This window comes from Streptomyces sp. NPDC088746 (assembly GCF_044751065.1).
Taxonomy (GTDB): domain Bacteria; phylum Actinomycetota; class Actinomycetes; order Streptomycetales; family Streptomycetaceae; genus Streptomyces.
Genome location: NZ_JBIVLA010000002.1, coordinates 124809 through 150937, shown reverse-complemented (window position 1 = coordinate 150937; position 26129 = coordinate 124809). Strand labels below are relative to the sequence as shown.

The 26129-nt window shown below is 71.7% G+C and carries 25 protein-coding genes and 1 tRNA gene; 13 read left to right on the top strand and 13 right to left on the bottom strand.

Translation table 11 applies throughout. The annotated features are described in order from the left end of the window. Positions 1–88: 88 nt before the first annotated feature. The gene (locus ACIP63_RS08045) at positions 89–1051 is read right to left on the bottom strand and encodes a carbohydrate-binding protein (protein ID WP_401512526.1); all 963 of its coding nucleotides are present in this window, start codon (positions 1049–1051) and stop codon (positions 89–91) included. 132 nt (positions 1052–1183) lie between these two features. Further along, on the bottom strand, positions 1184–2836 hold the full coding sequence (gene cdgB, locus ACIP63_RS08040; RefSeq protein ID WP_401512524.1) for a diguanylate cyclase CdgB: 1653 nt from the start codon (positions 2834–2836) through the stop codon (positions 1184–1186). A gap of 355 nt (positions 2837–3191) precedes the next feature. Here cdgB and ACIP63_RS08035 point away from each other — a divergent pair, with 355 nt between their 5' ends. Beyond that, positions 3192–3698 carry a flavin reductase family protein gene (locus ACIP63_RS08035; RefSeq protein ID WP_401512523.1) on the top strand — a complete coding sequence of 169 codons (507 nt, stop codon included), beginning with the start codon at positions 3192–3194 and terminating at the stop codon, positions 3696–3698. A gap of 31 nt (positions 3699–3729) precedes the next feature. On the opposite strand, the gene arfB is transcribed toward ACIP63_RS08035, so the two are convergent. Beyond that, the gene (arfB, locus tag ACIP63_RS08030) at positions 3730–4164 is read right to left on the bottom strand and encodes an alternative ribosome rescue aminoacyl-tRNA hydrolase ArfB (RefSeq protein WP_187355791.1); all 435 of its coding nucleotides are present in this window, start codon (positions 4162–4164) and stop codon (positions 3730–3732) included. Between the two features lie 172 nt (positions 4165–4336). Here arfB and ACIP63_RS08025 point away from each other — a divergent pair, with 172 nt between their 5' ends. After that, complete coding sequence (locus ACIP63_RS08025; protein WP_104787851.1) at positions 4337–4912, top strand: TerD family protein; 576 nt, start codon at positions 4337–4339, stop codon at positions 4910–4912. Between the two features lie 211 nt (positions 4913–5123). Next, entirely contained in the window at positions 5124–6701 is a 1578-nt protein-coding gene (locus ACIP63_RS08020; protein WP_401512520.1) for a M4 family metallopeptidase, read from the top strand. Between the two features lie 41 nt (positions 6702–6742). Here ACIP63_RS08020 and ACIP63_RS08015 read toward each other — a convergent pair whose 3' ends face one another. Beyond that, positions 6743–8164: a M1 family metallopeptidase gene (locus ACIP63_RS08015; protein WP_401512518.1), complete on the bottom strand. Its 1422-nt coding sequence runs from the start codon at positions 8162–8164 to the stop codon at positions 6743–6745. A 47-nt stretch (positions 8165–8211) separates the two neighbouring features. Beyond that, positions 8212–8769, bottom strand: a complete 558-nt coding sequence (locus ACIP63_RS08010; protein WP_401512517.1) for a heme-binding protein — start codon at positions 8767–8769, stop codon at positions 8212–8214. 250 nt (positions 8770–9019) lie between these two features. Here ACIP63_RS08010 and ACIP63_RS08005 point away from each other — a divergent pair, with 250 nt between their 5' ends. The 3 genes from ACIP63_RS08005 to ACIP63_RS07995 are packed head-to-tail and all read left to right on the top strand — an operon-like array spanning position 9020 to position 11528. Then, the gene (locus tag ACIP63_RS08005) at positions 9020–10330 is read left to right on the top strand and encodes a sensor histidine kinase (RefSeq protein ID WP_401512515.1); all 1311 of its coding nucleotides are present in this window, start codon (positions 9020–9022) and stop codon (positions 10328–10330) included. After that, positions 10327–10977 carry a response regulator gene (locus tag ACIP63_RS08000; RefSeq protein ID WP_401512513.1) on the top strand — a complete coding sequence of 217 codons (651 nt, stop codon included), beginning with the start codon at positions 10327–10329 and terminating at the stop codon, positions 10975–10977. Before ACIP63_RS08005 ends, ACIP63_RS08000 begins: the two co-directional genes overlap by 4 nt. Positions 10978–11030: 53 nt before the next feature. Then, entirely contained in the window at positions 11031–11528 is a 498-nt protein-coding gene (locus tag ACIP63_RS07995; RefSeq protein ID WP_401512511.1) for a hypothetical protein, read from the top strand. Between the two features lie 24 nt (positions 11529–11552). Here ACIP63_RS07995 and ACIP63_RS07990 read toward each other — a convergent pair whose 3' ends face one another. Then, complete coding sequence (locus ACIP63_RS07990) at positions 11553–12260, bottom strand: pentapeptide repeat-containing protein (protein ID WP_362936398.1); 708 nt, start codon at positions 12258–12260, stop codon at positions 11553–11555. Positions 12261–12359: 99 nt separating this feature from the next. Between ACIP63_RS07990 and ACIP63_RS07985 the strand changes: the two genes are divergently transcribed. Next, on the top strand, positions 12360–13556 hold the full coding sequence (locus ACIP63_RS07985) for an NAD(P)-binding protein (protein ID WP_401512509.1): 1197 nt from the start codon (positions 12360–12362) through the stop codon (positions 13554–13556). A gap of 74 nt (positions 13557–13630) precedes the next feature. Continuing rightward, positions 13631–14620 carry a zinc-binding dehydrogenase gene (locus tag ACIP63_RS07980; RefSeq protein ID WP_401512507.1) on the top strand — a complete coding sequence of 330 codons (990 nt, stop codon included), beginning with the start codon at positions 13631–13633 and terminating at the stop codon, positions 14618–14620. 7 nt (positions 14621–14627) lie between these two features. On the opposite strand, the gene ACIP63_RS07975 is transcribed toward ACIP63_RS07980, so the two are convergent. Together ACIP63_RS07975 and ACIP63_RS07970 are read right to left on the bottom strand one after the other, a co-directional pair. Then, the gene (locus tag ACIP63_RS07975) at positions 14628–15104 is read right to left on the bottom strand and encodes a GNAT family N-acetyltransferase (RefSeq protein WP_401512505.1); all 477 of its coding nucleotides are present in this window, start codon (positions 15102–15104) and stop codon (positions 14628–14630) included. A gap of 32 nt (positions 15105–15136) precedes the next feature. Further along, positions 15137–16048: an aminoglycoside phosphotransferase family protein gene (locus ACIP63_RS07970; RefSeq protein WP_401512503.1), complete on the bottom strand. Its 912-nt coding sequence runs from the start codon at positions 16046–16048 to the stop codon at positions 15137–15139. A gap of 59 nt (positions 16049–16107) precedes the next feature. Here ACIP63_RS07970 and ACIP63_RS07965 point away from each other — a divergent pair, with 59 nt between their 5' ends. Further along, the gene (locus tag ACIP63_RS07965; RefSeq protein WP_401512501.1) at positions 16108–17508 is read left to right on the top strand and encodes an NAD(P)/FAD-dependent oxidoreductase; all 1401 of its coding nucleotides are present in this window, start codon (positions 16108–16110) and stop codon (positions 17506–17508) included. A gap of 27 nt (positions 17509–17535) precedes the next feature. Here ACIP63_RS07965 and ACIP63_RS07960 read toward each other — a convergent pair whose 3' ends face one another. The 4 genes from ACIP63_RS07960 to ACIP63_RS07945 are packed head-to-tail and all read right to left on the bottom strand — an operon-like array spanning position 17536 to position 22385. Continuing rightward, positions 17536–18681 carry an XdhC family protein gene (locus ACIP63_RS07960; protein WP_401512499.1) on the bottom strand — a complete coding sequence of 382 codons (1146 nt, stop codon included), beginning with the start codon at positions 18679–18681 and terminating at the stop codon, positions 17536–17538. Then, the gene (locus ACIP63_RS07955; protein ID WP_401512497.1) at positions 18674–20800 is read right to left on the bottom strand and encodes a xanthine dehydrogenase family protein molybdopterin-binding subunit; all 2127 of its coding nucleotides are present in this window, start codon (positions 20798–20800) and stop codon (positions 18674–18676) included. The genes ACIP63_RS07960 and ACIP63_RS07955 overlap by 8 nt, the downstream gene beginning before the upstream one ends. Next, positions 20797–21789, bottom strand: coding sequence for an FAD binding domain-containing protein (locus ACIP63_RS07950; protein ID WP_401512495.1), 993 nt, complete (start codon positions 21787–21789; stop codon positions 20797–20799). The genes ACIP63_RS07955 and ACIP63_RS07950 overlap by 4 nt, the downstream gene beginning before the upstream one ends. Next, positions 21786–22385 (bottom strand): (2Fe-2S)-binding protein, encoded by a 600-nt coding sequence (locus ACIP63_RS07945; protein WP_401512494.1) that lies wholly within the window; start codon positions 22383–22385, stop codon positions 21786–21788. Before ACIP63_RS07945 ends, ACIP63_RS07950 begins: the two co-directional genes overlap by 4 nt. Before the next feature lie 300 nt (positions 22386–22685). On the opposite strand from ACIP63_RS07945, the gene ACIP63_RS07940 reads away from it, so the two are divergent. Continuing rightward, positions 22686–23315, top strand: a complete 630-nt coding sequence (locus tag ACIP63_RS07940; protein WP_401512493.1) for a TetR/AcrR family transcriptional regulator — start codon at positions 22686–22688, stop codon at positions 23313–23315. Between the two features lie 15 nt (positions 23316–23330). Here the strand turns inward: ACIP63_RS07940 and ACIP63_RS07935 are convergent. Further along, positions 23331–23405 (bottom strand) — tRNA-Thr (locus ACIP63_RS07935). A gap of 176 nt (positions 23406–23581) precedes the next feature. Between ACIP63_RS07935 and ACIP63_RS07930 the strand changes: the two genes are divergently transcribed. The 3 genes from ACIP63_RS07930 to ACIP63_RS07920 all read left to right on the top strand — a co-directional run bounded on the left by ACIP63_RS07930 (position 23582) and on the right by ACIP63_RS07920 (position 26111). Beyond that, positions 23582–24718 (top strand): ABC transporter ATP-binding protein, encoded by a 1137-nt coding sequence (locus tag ACIP63_RS07930; protein WP_401512491.1) that lies wholly within the window; start codon positions 23582–23584, stop codon positions 24716–24718. Between the two features lie 223 nt (positions 24719–24941). Continuing rightward, positions 24942–25355 (top strand): hypothetical protein, encoded by a 414-nt coding sequence (locus ACIP63_RS07925; RefSeq protein WP_356707977.1) that lies wholly within the window; start codon positions 24942–24944, stop codon positions 25353–25355. Positions 25356–25391: 36 nt separating this feature from the next. Then, entirely contained in the window at positions 25392–26111 is a 720-nt protein-coding gene (locus ACIP63_RS07920) for an NDP-sugar synthase (RefSeq protein ID WP_401512488.1), read from the top strand. Positions 26112–26129: the final 18 nt, after the last annotated feature.

Sequence of the window (26129 nt, the reverse complement as noted above, 5' to 3'; positions counted from 1 at the left end):
GGCCCCCGGGACGACCGCGTCCCGGCTCGCGCTGGGCGATGACCGGGACGACGGTGGTGCTGGTTCTCCGAGCGTATCGGGCGGCTGATCAGTCCTTGACGTGACCCGACTTCAGCGACAGCTGGTCGAGGTTGGCGTCACACGAGTCGCCCTCGTTGCACGACAGCATGAGGGTGTTCGACCCCTTGTCGAGCTGCACGTACGCGTACGTGTTCGTCCAGCCCTTCTCCAGGTCGCCCTCCGCGGCGTTCGCGAAGTTCTTCATGTTGATCGAGCGCGGGTCCTCGTCGTTGACCGTGAGGGACGTCTTGGCGTCCTTGCCCGGCACCCCGTACGTCACGTACAGCGTGTACGGGCCGCTCTCCGGCACATCGACGGTCCAGGTGGCCGACCGGCCGACCTCGTTGAGGCTGATGTACTGGCCGTTCGCGCTCTTGGCGCCCTTGACCGTGCTGTCCAGGGACGCCGTGCCCCCGAGCGTCAGCGTCGCCGCGTCCTGCTTCGGCAGATCGACGGCCTCCTGGGAAGCCTTCGCGGACTTCTCGGGCTTCGGGGAGTCCTCGACCTCGTCGGCCGGACCCGCCGACGACCCGGCCTCGTCCTTCTTGCCGTCGCTGTCGTCGCCCGTCATCAGCGCCGCGCCGATGCCGATGAGCACGACCGCGACCACCGCGACGGCCGCGATCAGCAGCGCCTTGGTGTTGGGGCCCCCACGGCCGGAACCGCCGTTACCGCCGGGCACCGACCCGTGCTGCGCGGTCACCGCCCCGCCGGGGTAGGTCTCCGGCGCCGCGTACTGCGGGTTCGGCCGGCCGTACTGGGGCTGCTGGCCGTACGCCTGCTGCGGCGGTACCTGCCCGTACTGGCGCTCACCGACCGTCCGCACCTGGTTGTACGACGTTCTGGGCACGCCGGGCTGCGCGGCCGGACCGGGGTAGCCGTATCCACCCTGCCCGGGCGGCTGTGCGCCTGCCGCCCGCCCGTCCTCGTACAGATAGCCGAACGGATCGTCGTCCTCGGGCTTGCTCGCGCCGTTGTTTCCGGCCGTCATCCCTGGGTCACTCCTCACCATGTCGCCAGCCGTCGCCGACCGGCCGAGCCTACCCCGAACGGAGCACGCGTCGAATTGCTCTCGGCCCCCCGGAAAACCGGGCGGTGTACGGGGACAGCCAGGGCGTGAACGTCAGCCGGCTCTGCGGTGAACCTTCGATCGTGACCGCTTTTCCACATACATCCGCTGGTCGGCGGAGTGCAGGACCTCTTCCTCGGTCATGCCGCACTCGGCCCAGCCGATACCGAAACTCGCCCCGACCCTGACTGCCCGGCCGTCCACCCGGATGGGCGGAATGATGGCGTTACGCAAGCGTACGGCCAGATCCGCGGCATCTGCGGCCCCGAGACCGTCCGCGAGGACGACGAATTCGTCACCCCCGAGCCGCGCGACCGTGTCACCGTCCCGTACGCAGGTCGTGAGTCGCCGGGCGACCTCGATGAGAACCGCGTCACCCGCGTGATGCCCGAACCGGTCGTTGATGGACTTGAAGCCGTCCAGGTCGCAGAAGAGCACCGCGAGCCCCTTCGTGCCGTCGTCGCGGTCCGGGTCGGGCGCCACGACGTGCACATGATGGTCGTAGGGGCCGGCACCCGGAGCGATCTCACCCTCGTAACCGTCCGCCCGGTAGCCGTGCACCGCGCTCTCGACATCGCCGTAGGCCGCGTCCAGCGCCTCGATCGCGCTGGAGGTGACCGAGTGAGGCCTCTCACACAGCCGCGCGCCGAGCCGGGAGCGCAGCTCGGCACTGTTGGGCAGACCGGTGAGCGCGTCGTGCGAGGCGCGGTGCGCGAGATTCAGCTCGTTGCGCTTGCGCTCCTCTATGTCCTCGACATGGGTGAGCAGGAAACGCGGGCCGTCGGTGGTGTCGGCGACGACGGAGTTGCGCAGCGAGACCCAGAGATACGTGCCGTCCCTGCGCCCGAGCCGCAGCTCCGCCCGCCCTCCCTCGGCGGACGTGCGGAGCAGGGTCCCGATGTCCTCGGGGTGGACGAGGTCGGCGAAGGAGTAGCGGCGCAGGACGGACGCGGGGCGTCCCAGGAGCCGGCAGAGCGCGTCGTTGGTGCGCAGCAGCCTGCCGTGCTGGTCGCCGCCCATCTCGGCGATGGCCATGCCGCTGGGGGCGTACTCGAACGCCTGGCGGAAGGATTCCTCGCTGGCGCGCAGCGCCTGCTGTTCGCGTTCGAGCCTGACCAGTGCGCGCTGCATGTTTGCTCGGAGACGAGCGTTACTGATCGCAATCGCCGCCTGGGAGGCGTACATCTGGAGGGCCTCACGGCCCCAGGCGCCGGGGCGGCGGCCGTTGCGCGGCCTGTCGACCGAGATGACCCCCAGGAGGTCCAGACCTCCGCCGGAGGCGTACATGGGGGCGTAGAGGCGGTCCAGGGGGTGCCACTCGTCCTCGAAGCGGGGCTCGGGCCCCTCGGTGTGCCACTGCGGTACGTCGTCGTCGAGGAGCACCCAGCCCTCGGTGTGGGGTATGAACCGGAGCTCGTCCCAGGCCTCGCCCATCGACAGCCTGCGCTCCCAGGACTCACGGGAGCCGACACGGCCGGTGATCAGGGCTTCCGCGGCGCTGTTGCCGGCGAAGGCGGCGACCACGAGATCACCGTCGGGGCGGACGAGGTTCACGCAGCCCAGCTCGTACCCGAGGCCGGTGACGATGCCGTCGGCCACGGACTGCAGCGTGTCCGCCAGGCTCCGCGCCGTATTGAGATCAGCGACGGCCTGGTGCAACTGCCGCATGGTCGCAAGGCGGACGTACGGCTCCGACTCGGCCTCCATTGCTCGCACTCCCCGAGACCTCGACAGCAACTCCAGGTTTCATATCGACGTACTTGTTGCACTGTCACGGCCACTGAATCACAGTGAGCTGTGCACCCGGTACACAGGGTCAACAAATATTGCTCTCTGTGACTCAAGTCACAACAGGTACTCAAGGGTGTCCGAGGCGCCTCCGGGGGCCTCCTTCTATTTATCGAACGCAAATCGGCACACCTGGGACGGTGGTCCGTGGTCCTAGGACCCGGCTGGTCCCCTGGCCCGATGCGACGGGGCGTACCGCGGCACTAGCGTGCCCCGTGTGCCGCAGAAGACTCCCCCCGCCCCGCGCCCCGAAGCCGTCCCCCATGCTGAAGGGGTGAGCAACGACGAATTCCGCGCCGCCCTGTCCAGACTGGCCGCCGGGGTGGTGCTGGTCACCGCCCAGGAGCCGCCGCTGGACGAGGACGGCCGGGGCGAGGACGTCGGGATGACGGCGACGGCCTTCATGTCGGTCTCCCTGGACCCGCCGCTGGTCATGGTGAGCCTGCGCAACGACTCACGGATGGACGACCTGCTGGCCGAGCAGCCGCAGTGGGCGGTGTCGGTGCTCGCGGAGAACCAGCGGAGCATCGCCGGGCGGTTCGCCATGAAGGGGCGGATCAGCGACCGGCTGCTCTTCGCGGACATCCCCTGCATACGGGGCGAGGTCACGGGGGCGTTCCTGGTGGAGGGGGCACTGGCCACCCTGGAGTGCCGCACGGAACAGCGCGTCCTGGCCGGGGATCACACACTGGTGATCGGCAGGGTGCTGACGGCTTCGCTGCCGAGCGCGGACGGAGAGCCGCTGACGTACTTCAGGGGCCGCTACCGGCAGCTGGGCTGACCGGCGCGCCCGCGGACCTTCGCGGGGGCCGTCACCAGTCGCGGCCGGAGCGCCCGCGCTTCGTGTCGCCGCGCTGCTTCTTCTCGCGCAGCCTGCGCTCGTTGATGCCGCGCGGAATCTTCTTCTTGAGGCGCGGCTTGGGCGGCGGGGCCGTGGCCTCCGCCAGGAGCGCCGCGAGCCGCACGGCGGCCGTCTCACGGTTGCGCCACTGGGAGCGGTGCTCCGAGGAGCGCACGGACACGACACCGCCGACCAGCCGGCTCGCCAGGCGTTCGAGGGCCCGGGCCTTCCACACCTCGGGCAGGGCCTCGGTCGCCGCGAGGTCGAAGCGGAGCTCCACCTGGGAGTCGCTCGTGTTGACGTGCTGCCCACCGGGCCCGGAGGACCGCGAGAAACGCCACATGAGTTCGGCCTCCGGCAGGGAGACCGAACCGCGGATGACATAGGGCCCGGACATGACACCCATGTTCCCTGGCGTACGACCGGTTCGTCACCTTGTTTTGCGAGCGTTCGGCCAGAAGTTCGGCAAAGAAAGTAAAGGGAACAGGAACCTCGTGGTCTCTTGTCTGCGTTAGGACGGGTGACGGTAGCTTTCGTGATGGCACGAAGCCCGCACATGACGAGGAAAGGGACTTCCCATGGCTGTAAGCCTGTCCAAGGGCGGCAACGTCTCGCTCACCAAGGAGGCCCCGGGCCTGACCGCCGTCACGGTCGGCCTCGGCTGGGACGTCCGCACCACCACCGGCACCGACTTCGACCTCGACGCCTCGGCGATCGCGGTCAACACCGCCGGCAAGGTCTTCTCCGACGGCCACTTCGTCTTCTTCAACAACAAGGCGACGCCGGACCAGACCATCGTCCACACCGGTGACAACGTCACGGGCCAGGGCGAGGGCGACGACGAGCAGATCAACGTCAACCTCGCGGGCCTCCCGGCGGACATCGACAAGATCGTCTTCCCGGTCTCCATCTACGACGCCGAGGCTCGCAGCCAGAACTTCGGCCAGGTGCGGAACGCCTTCATCCGCATCATCAACCAGGCCGGCGGCACCGAGATCGCCCGCTACGACCTGAGCGAGGACGCCGCCACCGAGACCGCCATGGTCTTCGGCGAGCTCTACCGCAACGGCGCCGAGTGGAAGTTCCGCGCCGTGGGCCAGGGCTACGCCTCGGGCCTGCGCGGCATCGCCCAGGACTTCGGCGTCAACCTCTGACGCGGACGGCTTCCCCACGGGAGCCCCCGCCCGACTCAGGTCGGCCGGGGGCTCCCGTGCGTTCGCTTCATATAGCGGACACGAACGCATCCCAGCCGGACAAGAACTGGTCAAAAACTTGTGAGGTAATTGTCGGCGTCCCGTCAAAACTGTTCATTCGGTGGCACTCTCTCCGCTCGTAACCCCCACAGGAACGAGCAACGGAGAAGGCATGACCCCCCACATGAACACCCGTCGCGCCGCCGCCCTGGCCGCAGTCGCCGCGATGGTCGTCGTCGGCGTCCAGACGGGAACGGCAACGGCCGGTTCCCGAGCCGCCGATGACACCGCCTCTTCCGCCGGCGCCACCGCCCTCGGCGTCAACACGGCCGGCCACCGTGCCACCGCCCTCCGGGCCGCCCAGGCCGACGCCTCGTCCGCCGCCGAGACCCTCGGACTCGGCAGCCAGGAGAAACTGATCGTCCGTGATGTGATCAAGGACGCCCACGGCACCGTCCACACCCGTTACGAGCGCACCTACGCCGGGCTGCCGGTCCTCGGCGGTGACCTCGTCACCCACACCGCCGCCGACGGCACCTCCAAGGGCGTCGACAAGGCCACCGAGGCCCGCATCGCCGTACCCTCGACCCAGCCGGAGCTGAAGGCCGCGGCCGACGCACGCACGGTCGTATGGGCGGGCAGCGGCAAGCCCGCCCTCGCCTTCGAGACCGTCAGGAACGGTGTCCGGAAGGACGGCACCCCCAGCCGGCTCCACATCATCACCGACGCCACGACCGGCAAGCGCCTGCACAGCTACGAGGCCGTCGAGACCGGCACCGGGAACAGCCAGTACAGCGGGAAGGTCACCCTGTCGACCACCCAGGCCGGTTCGGGCTTCGAGCTCACCGACGGCGACCGGGGCGGGCACAAGACGTACGACCTCGGCCAGGGGCAGACTGGCACCGGCGACCTCGTCACCGACGCCGACGACATCTGGGGCGACGGCACCGGGAACGACCGCCGGACCGCGGCGGTCGACGCCCATTACGGAGCCGCCACGACCTGGGACTTCTACAAGTCCGAGCTCGGCCGCGACGGCATAGCCGGCGACGGCCGCGCCGCGTACTCCCGCGTCCACTTCGGCACCGGCTACGTCAACGCCTTCTGGGACGACAGCTGCTTCTGCATGACCTACGGCGACGGCGCCGACGACAGGAGCGCGCTCACCGCGATCGACGTCGCGGGCCACGAGATGAGCCACGGCCTGACCTCGGCCACCGCCAACCTCGACTACGCGGGCGAGTCCGGTGGTCTCAACGAGGCGACCAGCGACATATTCGGCACCTCCGTGGAGTTCTTCGCCGGCAACGCCACCGACCCCGGCGACTACCTCATCGGCGAGAAGATCGACATCAACGGCGACGGGACACCCCTGCGCTACATGGACAAGCCGAGCAAGGACGGCGGCTCGGCGGACTACTGGGACTCCGGCGTCGGCGACCTCGACGTGCACCACTCCTCCGGTGTCGCCAACCACTTCTTCTACCTGCTGGCCGAAGGCAGCGGCGCCAAGACCATCGACGGGGTCGACTACGACTCCCCGACCGCCGACGGCTCCACGGTCACGGGCATCGGCCGCCAGAAGGCCTACCAGATCTGGTACAAGGCGCTCTCCGTCTACATGACGTCGAGCACCGACTACGCCGGAGCCCGCGAGGCGACCGAGAAGGCCGCCACCGACCTGTTCGGTGCCGACAGCGCCGAGCTGACGGCCGTCCAGGCCGCCTGGGCCGGCGTCAACGTCAAGTAACCGGCGTCAACGCGAACAACCGGAGCACCACCGGGAGCCGGTCAGCCACGGGCGGGCCGGCTCCCGCCGTTGAGCCAGGTGTCCCACACCTCCGTCAGATCCAGGCCCGACTCCTTCCCGGCGTACGCGGTGAAGTCGGCCGTCGAGGCGTTGCCGTGCCGATGTGCCGTCAGCCAGCCCCTGACCAGGCCGAAGAAGGCCTCGTCGTCGTCCATCTCCTGCCGGATCCTGTGGACGACCATCGCACCACGGCCGTACACCGGGGGCCGGGACAGATCGGCGGCGCCCGGCGGGCGGCCGGGCGGGAAGGCCCAGTTCGCCTCGTCGTCGTACGCCTTCCCGAAACTCTCCGCTACGGGAATGCCGTCGTGGTCCTCGCTCCAGAGCCACTCCGCGTACGTCGCGAAGCCCTCGTTGAGCCACATGTCCCGCCAGCTCGCGGGCGTGACCGAATTGCCGAACCACTGGTGGGCCAGCTCGTGGACGAGCAGCCCTGTGTCCGGCGGGCCGGGGAAGAACGGCCGGTTCTGGGTCTCCAGCGCGTACCCCGCGTCCCCACGGCGGCCCACGACCGCCCCGGCCGAGGAGAAGGGATACGGCCCGAACCGCTTCTCCCCCCACGCGACGACCTCCGGAATCCGGGCGAGCACCCGGGCGCTCGCCCCCGCCACGTCCGGGTCGACAGCGGTGACCACCGGCAGGCCGTTCCCGGTGGCCGACTCCCGCAGCGTCCAGCGGCCGACCGCGACGGTCGCGAGGTAGCTCGCCATGGGTTCGCGGACGCGCCAGTGGAACGTCGTGCGCCCCCCTGCCGTACGACGGGACGTCAGCTCACCGTTGGAGACGGCGGTCCGCCCTTCCGGGACGGTGACCCTCACGTCGTACGAGGCCTTGTCGCCCGGGTGGTGGTTCCCGGGGAACCAGGCCATGGAACCGGTCGGCTCCCCCAGCGCCACCGCCCCGTGCGCGGTCCTCAGCCAGCCCTCCTCGGAGCCGTCCGGATCGGTCACCGTGCGGGGTGCGCCGGCATAGCGCACGACGGTACGGAAGGTGGATCCCTCACGGAGGCGGTCCGCGACGGCGCGGTCCGGACGCAGCGTCAGCTCCGAGCCCGCCCGGTTCACGGCGGCGGGGCGGCCCTCCACGGTCACCGAGGCGACCTTCAGCCCGGTCAGATCCAGGTTGAACGCGCTGAGGTCCTGGGTGGCCCGGGCGGTGATCACGGCCGTGCCGTTCAGCCGGCCGGCCGTGGAATCGACGTCGAGGGAGAGACCGTAGTGCGTGACGTCGTAGCCGCCGTTGCCGAGCCGGGGGAAGTACGGGTCACCGCCCCCGGCCGCACCCGGTGTCCACCCGCTTCCGCCGAGGCCCGCCGTGCAGCCCGTGACCAGGGTGAGCACAGCCAGCAGCAGGGCGCCGCCGCGCGCGGTGCGGCGTGCCGCTGCTGCTGTCGGCTGTTCCACGCCGCCGATCCTAGGGAGGTGCGCCGTGCCTCGGGGGGCTCGCCCCGCTACTTGGAGACGGCGGCGACGCCCGCAGCGGCGAACTTCTCGTCCAGGTCACCGCTCGGGGCCCCCGCGACGCCGATGCCCGCCACCGGAGCGCCCTTGGCCTGCACGGGTGAGCCGCCCGCCAGGAACAGGGTGCCGGGGATGTCCTTCAGGTTCGGTGCCTGCTCCAGGCGCTTGACCAGCTCGGAGGTGGGCGCGTTCCAGGAGACGGCGGTGTACGCCTTCTTCACGGCCGACTCGGGGGACTGCGGGCCCGCACCGTCGCCGCGCAGGGTGACGAGGGTGTTGCCGTTACGGTCGACGACGGCCACCGAGATGCGCTGGTTCTCCTTCTTCGCGGCGTCCAGGGCGGCCTGCGCGGCCTTGGTGGCGGCGGCGACGGTCAGGTGGGTGGACTGCTGGAGATTCCGGTCGGAGGCGTCGGCCTTCACGGCGGCGGCGGGCGCGGCGGCCGGGGTGGACGCGTTCGCGGACATCGCGCCGAAGGTTCCGGCGCCCAGGGCGGCTGCGGCGACGGCACCGGTCAGGACTCGGGTGCGCAGCGACATCTTCTTCATGGTGGTCTCCGTAAGGTGGTGGCCGGCTCTGTCTCGAACCGTTCGGCTTCCTGCTTCGATCCTCCGGCCGGATCCGGGGCCGCACGGTCGGCGTACCGGCTGGAAGCCGCACCCGGGTCGGCCGACCGCCCCGTCAGCCGATCGGTTGATGCGCAGGTGGCCCCACGGGGTGACCATGGGGTGTCCGCGCAGGTCAGCAGCGCGGTGCTGAGGCGGCACAGGTCACGGCCGAGGGAGCGCGGGGTACGAGGTGCGGCGGAACGGAACCGGCCCGGACACGGAGCGGACGGCAGCGCCGGACGCGGCGGGCCCGACATGCCGGCCGGACGCGGCGGGTGACCCGGACGCCCGGTGGATGGCCCTGCTCATGCACGCCGCGTTCTTCCTGCTGCTCGGCGCCTCCCTCGCGCGCTTCCTGATGCGCCACCCCGGCGAGACCCGCACCCCCTGGATCATCACCCTGTCGGCCGTGCTCGCCGTGCTGTACCTCGTCGGGCCGGTGCTCGGCTCCCGCCCCACCCCCCGCCGGCTGACCTGGCTCGGCGCCCTCGTCGTGGTGTGGATGGTCCTGGTCGTCCTCGCGCCGAGCTTCGCGTGGTGCGCCGTCCCGCTCTTCTACACGGGCCTGCGCATCCTGCCGCCGCGCGCCGCCCTGGCACTCGTCGCCCTGCTCACCGTCTTCGTGGTCGCCGCACAGCTGCGCCTCGCCACGGGCTTCGACCCGAATCTCGTCCTGGCCCCGCCCGCGGTCGCCGCCGTCGCCACCGCCGTCTTCGTCCACATGCGGCGCCAGGCCGTACGCCAGCGGGACCTGGCCGCACGGCAGCGCGAACTCATCGACGACCTGCTGCGCACCCGCAGGGAACTCGCCGCCACCGAACGCCGGGAAGGCACCCTCGCCGAACGCCAGCGGTTGTCCATGGAGATCCACGACACCCTGGCCCAGGGCCTCTCCAGCCAGCAGATGCTGCTCCAGGCCGCCGACCGCTCCTGGGACACCGACCCGGCCACCGCCCGCCGCCACGTCCTGACGGCGACGGGCATCGCCGAGCGCAACCTCGCCGAGGCCCGCCGCTTCGTGCACGACCTCGCCCCCGCCGACCTCGCGGAGGGCGGCGGGCTGGAGGCGGCGCTGCACGCGCTCGCCGCCCGGGAGACCGCCCAGGCCGGAGGCCGCCTCACCGTGCGCTGCCATGTGGAGGGCGTGCCGGCCGCCGCACTGCCCGACCGGGTGCAGTCGGCGCTGCTGCGGATCGCGCAGGGCGCCCTCGCGAACATCACCGAGCACTCCGGCGCCACCGTCGCCGCGCTGACCCTGACCCACCTCGGTGACCGGGTCGCCCTCGACGTCGCCGACAACGGCCGGGGCTTCGGTCCCGGCCGGCCGGCGCCCCGCCCGCCCGAAGGTGTACGCGGCCACGGGCTGCCCGCGATGCGGGCCCGGGTCCAGCAGCTCGGCGGCACCCTGACCATCGAATCGGCGCCCGGCGAGGGCACGGTCCTGTCCGCCGCCGTGCCTCTGCCCCAGACCGCCCCGCCACCCCCGGAGGAACGCGCATGACCCCGCCCGTGAGGCCCGTACGGATCCTGCTCTGCGACGACCACGCCGTCGTACGGGCCGGGCTGCTCGCCCTCCTCGGCGGCGAACCCGACATCGAGGTGGTGGGCGAGGCGGGCAGCGGTGAGGAGGCCGTCGCCCTCGCCGCCCGGCTCGGCCCCGACGTCGTCCTCATGGACCTCCAGCTGGGCCCCGGGATCGACGGCGTCGAAGCCACCCGCCGCATCACCGCCGGAACCGGCACCGGCACCGGCACCGCCAACGTGCTCGTCCTCACCACGTACGACACCGACGCCGACATCACCCGGGCCATCGAGGCCGGAGCCACCGGTTACCTGCTGAAGGCCGAACGCCCGGAGGAGCTCTTCGCCGCGATCCGCGCCGCCGCACAGGGCCGCACGACACTTTCCCCGCCCGTCGCCAGCCGGGTCATGGCCCGGATGCGCAGCCCCCGGCCCACCCTCACCGAACGCGAACTCGACATCCTGGGCCAGCTCTCCCAGGGCCTCGGCAACCGTGACATCGCGCGGGCCCTCTTCATCAGCGAGGCCACCGTCAAGACCCACCTGGGCCGGATCTACGAGAAGCTCGGCGTGGACACCCGGGCGGGAGCCGTCGCCGTCGCCAAGGAACAGCGGCTGCTCCCGTAAGCCCCCTCCGGCGAGCGGCGCGGGGCGCTCGCGCGGCATGACACCATCGAACCGTGCTCGACATCGGCTACTCCCTCTCCCGGCGCTTCCCGGACCCCCCGCAGACCGACTACCGCCGCGCGGACGTCCACGCCCTGCGGCACGACCTGTTCTCCGGGGACGTCTACCTCGCCGACACCAAGGCCGACCGCGAGGTGTCCACAGCCTGGGGATGGGTCCCCGTGCTCGACTTCGCCTGGGCGCTCTGCGACATCGTCGAGCAGATCGACCGCGACCCCCGGGGCAACCGCTCGCACCGCCGGCAGTACGCCGAACTCGACTTCACCGAATCGTCCGACCGCATGCTCTTCGAGCGCCGCTTCGGCTGGGTGGACGTCGAGGCCGACTGGATGCCCGGCGACGAGCCCCCGCTCACCTTCAACCACTCCCTGCTGCGCCGCGAGGCCCGCGACTTCCTGCACGACCTCATCGCCGACCTGGCCGACATGCACGAAGGCCTCGCCGACAACCCCGTCGTCTGGGACCTCCAGGCCCGCTTCCCCCGCCTCTGAGCGGGCCCGCCGGCACGGCGGCCCCTACGCCTCCACCCGCACCCCGATCTGCGCCGCGAACGCCGGAGCCAGCTCCATCAGCTGGGACGGGCTGATCACCGCCCCCGCCAGCCGCTCCACACCCCGCGCGATGTCGAGCTCGGCGACCGTCCGCAGATCGACGGACTCCATCCGCACCGCACTGAAGTCGGCACGCTTCAGCACACAGTCCCGGAACTCCACCCGGACCAGCTGCGCCTCCCCGAAATCCGGCTCCGAGAGCACACACCCCTCGAACACGACGTCCTTCAGCCGCGCCTTGCGAAGATTCAGGTAATCGATCTTCCCGCCCCGCACGAGCACCCGCTCCAGCACCGCGCCGTGCAGCTGCACCCCGCCCAGCCGCGCGTCCAGGACCTCCACGTCCCGCAGCGACGCCCCCGCGAGATCGGTGCCCACACCCCGCACCCCCGACAGCACCGAGTCGATGAACCTGGCCCGCACCAGCTCCGTACGGTCCAGGGCGCAGCCGCGCAGCTCGCAGTCCATGAAGCGCGCCCCCGGGCCCGACGCGTCGGCCAGGTCCGTCTCCCCGAACCGCACCCCGTCGTAGTCCCCGTCGGGCTCCAGGCCCTCCCCGTCGTACTCCACGAGGGGCGGCAGCCGGACCTCCGGCCGCCGCGCCTCGGCCACCCCGTCCCTCGCGCCCGCGCCCCTGCTGCTCCTGTTGCCTGTACGTGCCATGCCCCCCATCGTGACGCACACCACTGACATCGCCCCGGCCCGGTGTCACAGAACGCGAGGGCCGAACCGTCCTCCCTGCAGAAGCGCCCCCAGCAAGGAGACCCAGCCATGCAGCGCATCCACATCGTCGGCGGCGGCCTCGCCGGACTGACCGCGGCGATCACGGCCGCCGAGTCCCGGGCCCAGGTCACCCTCCACGAGGCCCACCACACCCTCGGTGGACGGGCCAGGACCTCCGACGGCCCCTACCTCACCAACGAGGGCCCGCACGCCCTGTACCGCCGCGGACCGCACCGGACCTGGCTCGAACAGCGGAAACTCCTCGGCCCGACGGCCTCCGTACCGCCCCTCGAAGGCACCCGTTTCCTCTTCCACCGGGGCGGCGCCCTGCGCAGGACCCCGCCCCTCGCCCTGCTGCGCCTCGCCCGCCGCAGCGCCCGCACGGCGCCCGTCGACACCGACTTCCTCAGCTGGGCCACCGGCCAGGTGGGCGAGGACGGTGCCCGCGCGGCGGCGAACTACATGGGCGTGGCCCTCTTCCACCACGACCCCGGTTCGCTCTCCGCCGCCTTCGTCCAGCCACGCCTGCGCCGCGCGACCGCGCTGCCGCCCGAGGCCCACTACCCCGTCGGCGGCTGGGCGCGGCTCGTCGACCGGATGGCCTCTCTGGCCTGGAAGCTCGGCGTGCGCATCGAGACCGCCGACCGCATCGGCCCCCGCGACCTGACCGGCCTCCGCGAGAGCGGACCGGTGATCGTCGCCACCCATCTGGACTCCGCCCGCACCCTGTTGGAAGACCCCTCCCTGACCTGGGACAGCGGCCGCACCGCCCTGCTCGACCTCGCTCTGCGGACCCGCCGCGGCGACCCGTTCATCGTCTCCGACCTCGACGCCCCCGGCTGGATCGAACGGTTCACCGCCCAGGACCCGACCCTCGCCCCGGCCGGCGAACAGCTCGTCCAGGCGCAGATCCCCCTCGCCCCCGGCACCCCGCGCGCCGACGCCGTCCGCCGCGCCGAGGACCTGCTCGACCTCGGCTTCCCCGGCTGGCGCGACCGCACCACCTGGCGCCGCGAAGCACTCGCGGCCGGCCGCACCGGCGCCGTCGACAAGCCCGGCACCACCTGGCGCGACCGGCCCGCCGTCGACCGCGGCGACGGGATCCTGCTCGCGGGCGACCAGGTCGCCGCCCCGGGACTCCTCAGCGAAGTCGCGTTCAACAGCGGCATCGAAGCGGCGGTCCTGGCACTGAAACTCATCGGCGGAACGGCACAGGAGACCCCCCGCGCGGCAGAGGCTCCTTGACCTCAAGCGCACCTGAGGTCGGAGGGTGGAGAGCACCAGCCACCGGCCACCACACCGCACCCGGGGAGCCCACCATGCACGCCATCCGCCTCCACGCCTTCGGCCCCGCGGAGAACCTCCTCCACGAACGGACCGAGGACCCCGTCCCCGCCCCCGGCCAGGTCCGCGTCGCCGTGGCCGCGGCCGGCGTGCACCTCGTGGACACCCACCTGCGCGAAGGCAGACCCGGCCCCTACCCGATCACCGCCGCCGACCTGCCGACCATCCCCGGCCGCGAGATCGCGGGTACCGTCGAGTCCCTCGGAGAGGGCAGCGACCCCGCATGGCTCGGCCGCGACGTCGTCGCCCACATCGGCGCGGCCCCCGGCGGCTACGCCGAACTGACCGTCGTCGACGCCGACAAGCTCCACCCACTCCCCGCCGGGCTCGGCGCGGCCGAGGCCGTCGCCATGATCGGCACCGGCCGCACCACCCTGGGGATCCTGCACTTCGCCGACCTCGGCCCCGAATCCGTCGCCCTCGTCACCGCCGCGGCCGGCGGCATCGGCACGCTCCTCGTCCAGTACGCCAAGAACGCCGGAGCCACCGTCGTCGGACTGGCCGGCGGCCCCGCCAAGACCGCCCGCGTCACGGAGAACGGAGCCGACCTCGCCGTCGACTACACCCTCCCCGACTGGCCGCGCCGCGTCCGCGCGCACCTCGAAACCCTCGGCCGTCCCGCCACCGTCCTCTTCGACTCGGTCGGCGGGATCACCGCCCGCGCCGCCGTGGACCTGCTCGGCCCGGGCGGCGAGCACCTCGTATACGGCGCCTCCGGCGGCCGGACGCCGGTCTTCGGCGAGAAGGAACTCGCCGAGCGCGGCATCACGTCCCGAAGCGTCCTCGGCCCCGCCATGATCGAGAAGGGGGGCGGCATGAGGACCCTGGAGACCCGTTCCCTCGCCGAAGCCGCGGCGGGCCGCCTCCGCCCCGCCGTCCAGCGCTTCCCGCTCGCCGAAGCGGCCGCCGCCCACCGCGCACTCGAAACCCGCGGCACGGTGGGCAAGGTCGTCCTCGTACCGTAAGAGGCCCTCAGGCCGCTCCCAGCTCCGCCAGCGCCCCCTCGTGAAGCCGGTACACCGTCCACTCGTCCTGGGGACGCGCACCCAGCGACTCGTAGAACGCGATGGAGGGGGCGTTCCAGTTCAGCACCGACCACTCCAGGCGCCCGTAACCGCGCTCCACGCAGATCCGCGCCAGCTCCCTCAGCAGCGCCTTCCCGTAACCGCCGCCACGCCGCTCGGGGCGCACGTACAGATCCTCCAGATACACCCCGTGCACCCCGCGCCACGTCGAGAAGTTGAGGAACCACAGCGCGAAGCCGACCACCGCGCCGTCGTCGTCCGCCACCGCGACATGCGCGTACGCGGCGGGCCGCTCACCGAACAGGGCCTCGCGGAGCTGCTCCTCGGTGGCGTTCGCCTCGTCGAGCGCCTTCTCGTACTCGGCGAGCTCACGGACCATGGCGTGGATGGCAGGGACGTCTTCAGGAGTGGCTACGCGAATCATGGGGGCAGCCTAGACAGGCGGGACCTCACGCCTCAGTCCCGCCCCAGCAACTGCCGGGCGATCTCCGCATGGTCCGCGTAAAGCCGCGGCCTCCCCCGGCGGATCCCCCACAGCGCGTTCTGCAGCACCCGCCCCAGCGTCCACGCCCTCGCCCGCTCCCGGTCCAGCTCCAGCACCCCGCACAGCAGATCGAACCTCCAGAGCACCTCCGACGCGTCCCACCTCTGGTCCAGCGCCGGAAAGAGGTCGAACGCCGGATCGCCCGCCAGCGGCTTCGGGTCCAGGGCCACCCACTCCCCCGCCCGGCCCTCCTCCTCGCGCCCCGCCAGGATGTTGGCGTAATGCAGGTCCCAGTGCAGCAGCCGGTCCCCCGGCTCCCCCGCCACCTCCCGCACCGCGGCCGCACAGTCCAGCAGCAGCCGCCGCTCACCCGCGTCCTCCAGCACCCCGGCCGCCCCGGGCGTCTCCGCCAGCATCAGCGCCGCCAGATCCCCCAGCCGCCGCATCCCCGGCGGAGCCGGCACACGCACCAGCCGGGCCAACGACTCCGCGAGCACCCGCACCGCCGACCGCGCATCCGGCACCCCGGTCAACGGGCGCCGCTCGTCCAGCCGTTCCAGCAGCATCGTCCCCGTCACCGCGTCGTACTCCAGCAGGCCCACCGCCCCCGCACCCGCCGCACCCCACACCCGTAGCGCGACCGGCTCCCCCACCGTCTCCGCGTCCACCATCTGAAGCTTCAGCGCCGCCCCACGGCCGTCCGCCTCCCGCACCACCGGAAGCACCAGCGCGCACATCCCGCACATCGAGTCCCCGTCGAGCCGCAGCCCCCACTCGTCCAGGAACCTCCCGGCCAGCACGGGCAGCGCGGCGGCGAACGCCCGCCCCTCCGCGCCGTTGTGCTCACTCAGATGCACGGCCAGCTCATCGGGAACGTCGATCACACCCCGAGCCTAGAGGTACCCTCCAGCGACCGGTCTGCACACGGACAAACAGGGGACACATGAGCACCGTCAGTACGGTCAACGGCGGCATATCGTTCTGGTACGCGAACGAGGGCACACCCGCCCCACGCGAACCCCTGCCCGGCGACACCGCCGCCGACGTCTGCATCGTCGGCGGTGGCTACACCGGACTCTGGACGGCGTACTACCTCAAGAAGGCCGTCCCCTTCCTCAACATCACCGTCCTGGAAGCCAAGTTCTGCGGATACGGCGCCTCCGGCCGCAACGGCGGCTGGCTCTACAACGGCATCGCCGGCCGCGACCGCTACGCCAAACTGCACGGCCACGACGCCGCCGTCCGCCTCCAGCAGGCCATGAACGACACCGTCGGCGAGGTCATCCGCATCGCCGGCGAGGAGAAGATCGACGCCGACATCCACCACGGCGGCGTCCTCGAAGTCGCCCACACCCCCTCCCAGCTCGCCCGCCTCAAGGACTTCCACTCCGTCGAGATCGCCTTCGGCGAGACCGACCGCGTCCTGCGCGGAGCCCGCGAGACCGCCGAACGCATCCGCGTCTCCGGAGCCGTCGGCTCCAGCTGGACCCCTCACGGCGCACGCCTGCACCCCGCCAAGCTCGTCAAGGGCCTCGCCGACGCCGTCGAAGCCCTCGGCGTCACCATCCACGAGTCGACACCCGTCACCGAGATCAAGCCGAAGCACGCCGTCACCCCCTACGGCACGGTCCGCGCACCCTACGTACTGCGCTGCACCGAAGGCTTCACCGCGGGCCTCAAGGGCCAGAAACGCACCTGGCTCCCCATGAACTCCTCCATGATCGTCACCGAGCCCCTCTCCGAGGCCCTCTGGGACACCATCGGCTGGGACGGCCGCGAAACCCTCGGCGACATGGCCCACGCCTACATGTACGCCCAGCGCACCGCCGACGACCGCATCGCCCTCGGCGGCCGCGGCGTCCCCTACCGCTACGGCTCGTCGACCGACCACGACGGACGCACCCAGCCCGCCACCATCGAGGCCCTGCGCGACCTGCTCGTCCGCTTCTTCCCCACCACCGCGGGCACCCGCATCGACCACGCCTGGTCCGGCGTGCTCGGCGTCCCCCGCGACTGGTGCGCCACCGTCACCCTGGACCGCTCCACCGGCCTCGGCTGGGCCGGCGGCTACGTCGGCTCCGGCGTCGCCACCGCCAACCTCGCCGCCCGCACCCTGCGCGACCTGATCCAGCAGGACTCCGGCCAGGCCGGCCCCACCGACCTCACGGCCCTGCCCTGGGTCAACCACAAGGTCCGCCGCTGGGAACCCGAACCCTTCCGCTGGCTCGGCGTCCAGGGCCTCTACGCCGCCTACCGCGCCGCCGACCGCCGCGAAGCCGCCTCACCGCGCCTCGGCACCGACCGCCTCGCCAAGGCGGCGGACCGCATCGCGGGCCGGCACTGACCGGCCCGCGACACGGTCCGCTCCCCCTCAGGCGGCCTCCGCCCCGGCCGGCCGCCCCCCGTCGTGGTGGATCGGCGTCGCCGAACCCGTGAGAGGAACACCCGTCCCGCCCCGCCGCGCCGCGACGATCTCCGCCGCGATGGACAGGGCCGTCTCCTCCGGCGTACGGGCCCCGAGGTCGAGGCCGATCGGCGACCTGAGCCGCGCCAGCTCGCTCTCCTCCAGACCGGCCTCCCGCAGCTTCCGGTCACGTTCCGCGTGCGTCCGGCGCGACCCCATCGCCCCGACGAACGCGACCGGCATCCGCAAAGCCTGCTCCAGCAGAGGCACGTCGAACTTGGCATCGTGCGTGAGCACGCACAGAACCGTCCGCCCGTCGGTCGCGGTACGCCGCAGATACCGGTGCGGCCAGTCCACGACCAGGTCGTCCGCCTCGGGGAAGCGGGCCCGGGTGGCGAAGACAGGACGGGCATCGCACACCGTGACGTGATACCCGAGGAACTTCCCCGCGCGCACCAGCGCAGCGGCGAAATCGATCGCGCCGAACACGATCATGCGAGGCGGCGGCACATTCGACTCCACGAGGAGCGTGAGACCACCCGGGCACCGCGTCCCGTCCTCCGCCAGGTCCCGCGTGCCGGTGCGCCCCGCGTCCAGCATCGCCCGCGCCTCGGCCGCCGCCGTCCGGTCCAGCTCCGAGGAGCCACTCCCGTACGACCCCTCGTACGACCCGTCCGAGCGCACCGACAGCGCCCTGCCCAGGAGTTCGGCCGGACCACGGACGACCCGGACCAGGGCCGTCGGCTCACCCGAGGCGGCGGCCGACAGCGCCGACCGGACCACCTCCCGCACAGGCGACCGCGCGTCGAACGGCGTGACCATCACCTCGATGACCCCGCCACAGGTCAGCCCGACCGCGAAGGCGTCCTCGTCGCTGTAGCCGAACCGTTCGACGACGGTCCCGCCGTCCTCCAGCGCCTGGACACACAGGTCGTACACCGCCCCCTCCACACACCCGCCGGAGACCGAACCGACGGCCGTGCCCTCGCTGTCGACGGCGAGCGCCGCACCCGGACCACGCGGCGCGCTGCCGCCGACGGACACCACGGTGGCGACGGCGAACCGCCGGCCCTCCTCGGCCCAACGGGCCAGCTCGCCGGCGATGTCAAGCACGCGGGCCCGCCGCGAGGACACGATCCGGCCGGATCGGCAGACTGCGATGGCGTACGCCGGTCGCGTGCCAGACGGCGTTGGCGATCGCCGCGGCGGCCCCCACGATCCCGATCTCGCCGATGCCCTTGATCCCGACCGGGTCGTGCGGGTCCGGATCGTCCACCCAGTCCGCCTCGACGAGCGGGACATCGGCGTTCGTGGCGACGTGGTAGCCCGCGAGATCCGCGCCGTAGAGGGCACCCGTGTTCCCGTCCCTCACCGCCTCCTCGTGCAGAGCCATGGAGATGCCCCAGATCATCCCGCCGACGAACTGACCACGAGCCGTGAGCGGGTTGACGATCCGCCCGGCGGCGAAGATGCCGAGCATCCGGCGCACCCGCACCTCCCCCGTCGCCACGTCCACGGCGACCTCGGCGAACTGCGCCCCGAAGGAGTGCCGCTCCTGCTGCGCGAGCGCCCCGATCGCCTCAGTCGTGTCCGACCGCACCGTGATGCCTTCCGGCGGAATCACGTCGCTCAGGGCGAGCCGCTCCCGCAGCTCCTCGGCCGCGGCCGTGACCGCCCAGGCCCACGACCGGGTACCCATCGAGCCGCCTGCGATCATCGCCGGGCCGAACTCGCTGTCGCCGATCCGGACACGCACCCGGTCGGTCGGCACGTGAAGGGCGTCGGCCGCGACCAGGGTGAGCGCCGTCCGCGCCCCGGTCCCGATGTCCGCGGCGCTGATCCGCACGGTGAACGTACCGTCGGCCTCCGCGGTCGCGGCCGCCGTGGACGGCGCCGCCCCCGCGCCGAAGGAGGCCGCCGCCGTCCCGGTACCGAGCAGCCAGCGCCCGTCCCGGCGCAGGCCGGGACGCGGGTCCCGGTCGGCCCAGCCGAACCTGCGGGCGCCCTCCCGGAAGCAGGCGGGCAGCCTGCGGGTGCTGAACGGCAGCCCGGAGACCGGACCCAGCTCGGGCTCGTTGCGCAGACGCAGCTCGATCGGGTCGATGCCGCACCTCTCGGCGAGTTCGTCGAGCGCCGACTCCAGCGCGAACGACCCGGGCGCCTCACCGGGCGCGCGCATGAAGGTCGGACTCGGCACATCGAGCTGCACGACCCGGTTGGCGGTGTGGTGGGCGGGGGCGTCATACATCACCCGGGCGACACCGGCGCCCGACTCGATGAAGTCGAACACGGTCGAGGTTCGGCTCAGGCAGCTGTGCTCCAGGGCGCGCAGCCGCCCCTCGGCGTCGGCGCCGAGCCGGATCCGCTGGGTCGTGGGGCTCCGGTAACCGGCGAGCGAGAACAGCTGGCGGCGCGTCATCACGACCCGGACCGGGCGCGACAGGGCGGTCGCCGCCATCACCGCGGCCACCTGGTGCGCACGGAGACCCTTGCTCCCGAAGCCGCCGCCGACATGTTCGGACCGCACCCGCACCGAGTCCGGATCCAGCGAGAAGAGACTCGCGAGTTCGCTCGCGACCCACACCGTGCCCTGGTTGGAGTCCACGACCTCGAGTCGGCCGCCGTCCCACAGGGCGGTCGCCGCATGGGGCTCCATCGAGTTGTGGTGCTCCTCCGGCGTGGTGTATTCGGCGTCCAGGACAACGGCGGACGCGGCCAGTTCGGCCTCCAGGTCCCCCTTCTCCGTCACGCCCGGCCCGCCGGGGCCGGGCGCCGTGTACGCGTCCGGATGTTCGCCGGGGAAGGTGACGTCGTGCGGCTCCTCCTCGTAGTTCACCACCAGCGCTTCGGCGGCTTCCCTGGCCTGCTCGGACGTCTCGGCGACGACCAGCGCGACCGGCCAGCCCGCGTGCGGCACCCGGTCGTGCTGGAAGACGGCGACGGTCGGGTCCGGCTTTCCGAGCATGCCGACGTAGTCGATGTCGACCCGCGGGGCGTTCCCGTGGTGCAGGACGGTCAGGACGCCCGGCATCCCCAGGACCGTGTCCGCCTCCACCGAGCGGATACGGCCGCGGGTGATCGTCGACAGCACCAGCCATCCGTGCGCGAGCCCGGCGAAGGGGATCTCGCCCGCGTAACGGGCCGCTCCGGTGACCTTGTCCCGGCCCTCCACGCGGGTGTGCGCGGTGCCGACGGCCTCGGCCGCCCTGGTCCCGGTCGTGGTGGTGGTCATCGGGTGGCCTCCTCGGTGAGTTCGCTGAGCACGGCGACGACGAGGTTGCGCATCAGCGTCACCTTGTACGCGTTGTTCGGCAGCGGCCGGGCGGCCGCCAGTTCGGCATCGGCCGCGGCGGCGAAGGCCGCGGCGGAGGCCGGCCCGCCGGTCAGGGCCCGTTCGGCCGCGACGGCCCGCCACGGCCGGGAGGCGACGGCCCCGAAGGCCAGCCGCACCTCGTGCACCACACCGTCACGGACGTCGAGCGCGGCGGCGATCGACCCGATCGCGAAGGCGTACGAGGCACGCTCGCGCACCTTGCGGTAACGGGAGTTGACGGCCACCGAGGCCGGCGGCAGGGTCACGCCGGTGATCAGCGCGCCCGCCGGAAGGGCGGTCTCCCGGTGCGGGGTGTCCCCCACCGGCAGGTAGAACTCGGCGAGCGGCACCCGGCCCGGCCCGTCGGCCGTCTCGTACTCGACGACGGCGTCGAAGGCCGTCAGCGCCACACCGAGGTCGGACGGGCTGGTCGCCACGCAGTGGCCGGAGGCGCCCAGGACCGCGTGGTTGTGGTGCTCGCCCTCGATCGCGGGGCAGCCACTGCCGGGGACGCGCTTGTTGCACGGCTTGGTCACGTCGGCGAAGTAGCCGCAGCGGGTCCGCTGCAACAGGTTCCCGCCGACGGTCGCCATGTTGCGCAGCTGCCCGGAGGCACCTGCCAGCACCGCCTGCGCCAGAGCCGGATAGCTCCGGCGCACGTCGGGGTGGGCCGCGAGGTCGCTGTTGGTGACGGTCGCGCCGATGCGCAGCCCGCCACCCTCGGTCACCTCGACCCGGTCCAGCGGGAGTTCGCGTACGTCGACGAGCCTGCCGGGCCGCTCGACACCGGTCTTCATCAGGTCGACGAGATTGGTGCCGCCGCCGAGAAACCGGGCGTCCGGGTCGGCGTCGAGCAGCGCCAGGGCACCGGGGACGTCGACCGCGCGTTCATATCCGAACTCCCTCATGCCGCGGCCCCCTCGCGCTCGCCGTCCTGCGTACTCTCATCGGCCCGGACGGCCTCCGCGTGGATCCCGGCCGCGCGTTCGACCGCCTGCACGATCGACACGTACGCACCGCAGCGGCACAGGTTGCCGCTCATCCGCTCCCGCACCTCCTCGGCGGTCAGCGGCGGCGGCCCCGCCTCGGGACTCAGGTCACCGGTGACGGCGCTCGGCCAGCCCGCGGCGTGTTCCTCGATCACCGCGACGGCCGAACAGATCTGGCCAGGCGTGCAGTAACCGCACTGGAAGCCGTCGAGGTCGAGGAACGCCTGCTGCACGGGGTGCAGTTCCTCACCCTCGGCGATGCCCTCGATGGTGGTGATCTCCCGGCCCTCGGCCGCCACCGCCAGTTGCAGACAGGCGACGGCCCGGCGTTTGTCGATCAGGACGGTGCACGCACCGCACTGCCCCTGGTCGCAGCCCTTCTTCGTACCGGTCAGATCGAGACGCTCACGCAGGGCGTCGAGCAGGGTGGTGCGGTGGTCGACGGTCAGCGTGTGCTTCTCGCCGTTGATGTTCAGAGTGACGGCGCTGTACGTCGACGAGGGCTCTGGGGCCATGATCAGCCTTCTTTCGCTTTCCCGGACCGCGACGCGAGGGCGGTCCGGCAGGCAGGGAGACGGAAGACACAAGGACGTAGGGAGAGGTCTCGGGAGTGGGGGGCGAGGCGGCATGCGGAGACGCCGGACCGGAGACGCGTGAGGGGAAGACCGGTGCCGGCCATCGGCTGTCCACCCGGACCACCCACCGCTAAGGTGGACCTAAGTGAAGTGGACAACTGTCCGTTCACTGGAAAACGTAGTGGACAGTTGTCCACTTAGCAAGGGTGGGATTCGGCCACGAACCCGCGAGGAGGACGAGTGCAGCGGAAGAAGGACGCGCCTCTGCGCTCGGACGCGCAGCGGAACCGCGAGCGCATCCTGGAAGTGGCCGTAACGGAGCTGACGCGCTGCGCGGACGTCCCGCTCAGCGTGATCGCCAGGAAGGCGGGCGTCGGACAGGGCACCTTCTACCGCAACTTCCCCAAGCGCGAGTCCCTCGTCCTGGAGATCTACCGCCACGAGATGCAGCAGGTCGCCGACGCCGCGACCGAACTGATCAGGACCCACGAACCCGACCGCGCCCTGCGCGAGTGGATGGACCACCTCGCCCGGTTCGCCATGACCAAGGCGGGCCTGGCGGACGCGATCCGCCAGGCCACCAGCACCCCGGACGGCCCGGCGAAGCCGGGCAACACCCCGGTGACATCGGCGGCGGAACTCCTGCTCCGCACCAACGAGGAGGCCGGCACCATCCGCCCCGGAGTCACGGCGGACGACTTCGTCCTCGCCATCGCCGGCCTCTGGCAACTCGACCCCCACGGCGACTGGCAGTCCCGCGCCACCCGCCTCCTGGACCTGGTCATGGACGGGCTGAGGGCGGGGGCGCCGGGCGGGCAGGGGCCGGGGAGCGGGGGGACAACCGAAAAGCCCAGGTCAGAGGATGTCTGACCTGGGCTTTCGCTGAGCCCCCTGTCGGATTCGAACCGACGACCTACGCATTACAAGTGCGTTGCTCTGGCCGGACTGAGCTAAGGAGGCGTGCGGGAGCAGTGTAACCAACGCCGGCACCGGAACCTGCTCGATATTCGAGACCTCGGACTACTGACAGATCCGAAAACGCCAGGTAGCGTCACCTCAGGTTCACTCCAGTGGACCACACCACTCCCTACTCGGATCGTCCGGCACGTTCCTGCCGGTTGAGGAGAAGCATCGTCATGGCCAGTGTCACGTTCGACAAGGCGTCCCGCGTCTACCCCGGCTCCACGAAGCCGGCTGTGGACCAGCTCGAGATCGACATCGAGGACGGCGAGTTCCTCGTCCTCGTCGGTCCTTCCGGTTGCGGCAAGTCGACCTCCCTGCGCATGCTCGCGGGTCTCGAGGACGTCAACGGCGGTGCGATCCGCATCGGTGACCGCGACGTCACGCACCTGCCGCCGAAGGACCGGGACATCGCCATGGTGTTCCAGAACTACGCGCTCTACCCGCACATGTCCGTCGCGGACAACATGGGCTTCGCGCTGAAGATCGCCGGGATCAACAAGACCGACATCCGGGCGAAGGTCGAAGAGGCCGCCAAGATGCTGGACCTCACCGACTACCTGGACCGCAAGCCGAAGGCGCTCTCCGGTGGTCAGCGTCAGCGTGTGGCGATGGGCCGTGCCATCGTGCGTGAGCCGCAGGTCTTCCTCATGGACGAGCCGCTGTCGAACCTCGACGCCAAGCTCCGTGTCTCGACGCGTACGCAGATCGCCTCGCTGCAGCGCCGCCTCGGCATCACCACCGTGTACGTCACCCACGACCAGGTCGAGGCCCTCACCATGGGCGACCGCGTCGCGGTCCTCAAGGACGGTCTGCTCCAGCAGGTCGACTCGCCGCGCAACATGTACGACCGCCCGGCGAACCTCTTCGTGGCCGGCTTCATCGGCTCCCCGGCGATGAACCTCGTCGAGGTCCCGATCACCGACGGCGGCGTGAAGTTCGGCAACAGCGTCGTCCCGGTCTCGCGTGAGGCGCTCACCGCCGCCGCGAACCGCGGTGACACCACCGTCACGGTCGGCATCCGCCCCGAGCACTTCGACATCGTCGAGCACGGCGGCGCCGCCGCGACCGGCCTCTCCAAGGCCTCCTCCGACGCCCCGGCCGGCCTGGCCGTCTCCGTCAACGTCGTCGAGGAGCTCGGCGCCGACGGTTTCGTCTACGGTGCCGCGCAGGTCGGTGGCGAGCACAAGGACCTGGTCGTCCGCGTCGGCGGCCGCGCCGTCCCGGAGAAGGGCACCGAGCTGCACGTCGTGCCGCGCCCGGAGGAGCTGCACGTCTTCGCCACCTCGACCGGTGAGCGTCTGACCGACTGATCCTCGATCCAGCCGCCACGGCCCCGCTCCCTCCGAGGGACGCGGGGCCGTTCGCGTGTCGCGGGCAGGATCGGGTTTCGGACCGGACGGGCCTCAAATACCCTGGCACACCGGTCAATTCATCCCAGGGCGTCAACGCGCAATTCGAAAAGACCTCTCGAACCATCCCTCGCAAGGGTGACGAAATGTCGCCAAGTCATCACTGCCCGCTACGCTCGCCTGCGTGACCCACACCGCGCGCCGTATCGGCCGAACCCTAGCTCTCGTACTGCCCGTCGTCATGGTTCTGTCCGGGACCCTCGCGGTCACCCGTGTGCAGTGGTCGGGGCAGGACACCGAGACCCAGCTGCTGACCGCCGCCTCGGAGACCGTGTCCAAGCGGGCGAAGGCCCGGGCACCTCAGGACGTTCTGCGGGACAAGCTCCTCCTGGAGCTCCGTGAGAAGGACCCGGGTGTCGCGCTGACGAGTCTCCAGCGCACCGTCGAGGGGCGGCCGTCCCTGGCCAAGCACTGCATGTCGATCGCCAAGGCGCTGGGCAAGGCCGCCGTGGACCAGTACGGTCCGACCCGCGCCCACCGCTTCTCGCGTCCGGTCTGCGACACCTCGTTCGCCTCGGGCGTCGCGCAGTTCAGCTGAGCCGGGTGCGTCCGGGCACGGCATATCGTGCCTGGCATGCATACGTATCCGACGCAGGCCGTGATCCTGGCGGGTGGTCAGGGCTCGCGGCTGCGCCCGTACACCGATGACCGCCCCAAGCCGATGGTCGAGATCCCGGGGACCGGGACCCCGATCATCGGCCATCAGCTGTCCTGGCTGGCCGCCGAGGGCGTCACGGACGCCGTGATCTCGTGCGGCCATCTTGCCGATGTGCTTCAGGAGTGGCTGGACTCGGCCGTTCTTCCGTTGCGTGTCACGACCGTCGTCGAGACCGAGCCCTTGGGCCGGGGCGGCGGTCTCAAGCATGCCGCGACGCGGCTGCCCGATCCGTCGGAGCCCTGGTATGCGACGAACGGCGACATCTGGACCCGCTTCTCGCTGCGGGAGATGGCCGCCTTCCACGCCGAGCGGGATGCCACCGCGACGCTCGCGCTCGCCCGTCCCCGGATCCCCTGGGGCGCCGTGGAGACCGACGCGTTCGGGCACATCACCGACTTCATCGAGTCGCCGCCGTCGCCGTATCTGATCAACGCGGGCGTGTACGTCTTCGCGCCGGCGTTCACCGCGATGCTCCCGGACCGCGGTGACCACGAGCGGACGACCTTCCCCCGGCTGGCCCGTGAGCGCCGGCTGGCCGGGTTCCCCCTGCCGCACGGGGCGTACTGGCGGGCGATCGACACCGCGAAGGACCTCACGGAGGCGGCGAAGGAGCTGGGCGCCCCCGCGGGCGGCTGACCCGCACCTGTAGGGCGG

Coding starts and splice junctions, on each gene's coding strand:
- ACIP63_RS08020 (WP_401512520.1), top strand. CDS start 5,124: ATGACCCCCCACATGAACACCCGTCGCGCCGCCGCCCTGGCCGCAGTC.
- ACIP63_RS08025 (WP_104787851.1), top strand. CDS start 4,337: ATGGCTGTAAGCCTGTCCAAGGGCGGCAACGTCTCGCTCACCAAGGAG.
- ACIP63_RS07990 (WP_362936398.1), bottom strand. CDS start 12,260: ATGGGGGGCATGGCACGTACAGGCAACAGGAGCAGCAGGGGCGCGGGC.
- ACIP63_RS08045 (WP_401512526.1), bottom strand. CDS start 1,051: ATGACGGCCGGAAACAACGGCGCGAGCAAGCCCGAGGACGACGATCCG.
- ACIP63_RS08010 (WP_401512517.1), bottom strand. CDS start 8,769: ATGAAGAAGATGTCGCTGCGCACCCGAGTCCTGACCGGTGCCGTCGCC.
- ACIP63_RS07955 (WP_401512497.1), bottom strand. CDS start 20,800: ATGACCACCACCACGACCGGGACCAGGGCGGCCGAGGCCGTCGGCACC.
- cdgB (WP_401512524.1), bottom strand. CDS start 2,836: ATGGAGGCCGAGTCGGAGCCGTACGTCCGCCTTGCGACCATGCGGCAG.
- ACIP63_RS07980 (WP_401512507.1), top strand. CDS start 13,631: ATGCACGCCATCCGCCTCCACGCCTTCGGCCCCGCGGAGAACCTCCTC.
- ACIP63_RS07950 (WP_401512495.1), bottom strand. CDS start 21,789: ATGAGGGAGTTCGGATATGAACGCGCGGTCGACGTCCCCGGTGCCCTG.
- arfB (WP_187355791.1), bottom strand. CDS start 4,164: ATGGGTGTCATGTCCGGGCCCTATGTCATCCGCGGTTCGGTCTCCCTG.
- ACIP63_RS07920 (WP_401512488.1), top strand. CDS start 25,392: ATGCATACGTATCCGACGCAGGCCGTGATCCTGGCGGGTGGTCAGGGC.
- ACIP63_RS07975 (WP_401512505.1), bottom strand. CDS start 15,104: ATGATTCGCGTAGCCACTCCTGAAGACGTCCCTGCCATCCACGCCATG.
- ACIP63_RS08000 (WP_401512513.1), top strand. CDS start 10,327: ATGACCCCGCCCGTGAGGCCCGTACGGATCCTGCTCTGCGACGACCAC.
- ACIP63_RS07930 (WP_401512491.1), top strand. CDS start 23,582: ATGGCCAGTGTCACGTTCGACAAGGCGTCCCGCGTCTACCCCGGCTCC.
- ACIP63_RS07945 (WP_401512494.1), bottom strand. CDS start 22,385: ATGGCCCCAGAGCCCTCGTCGACGTACAGCGCCGTCACTCTGAACATC.
- ACIP63_RS07965 (WP_401512501.1), top strand. CDS start 16,108: ATGAGCACCGTCAGTACGGTCAACGGCGGCATATCGTTCTGGTACGCG.
- ACIP63_RS07985 (WP_401512509.1), top strand. CDS start 12,360: ATGCAGCGCATCCACATCGTCGGCGGCGGCCTCGCCGGACTGACCGCG.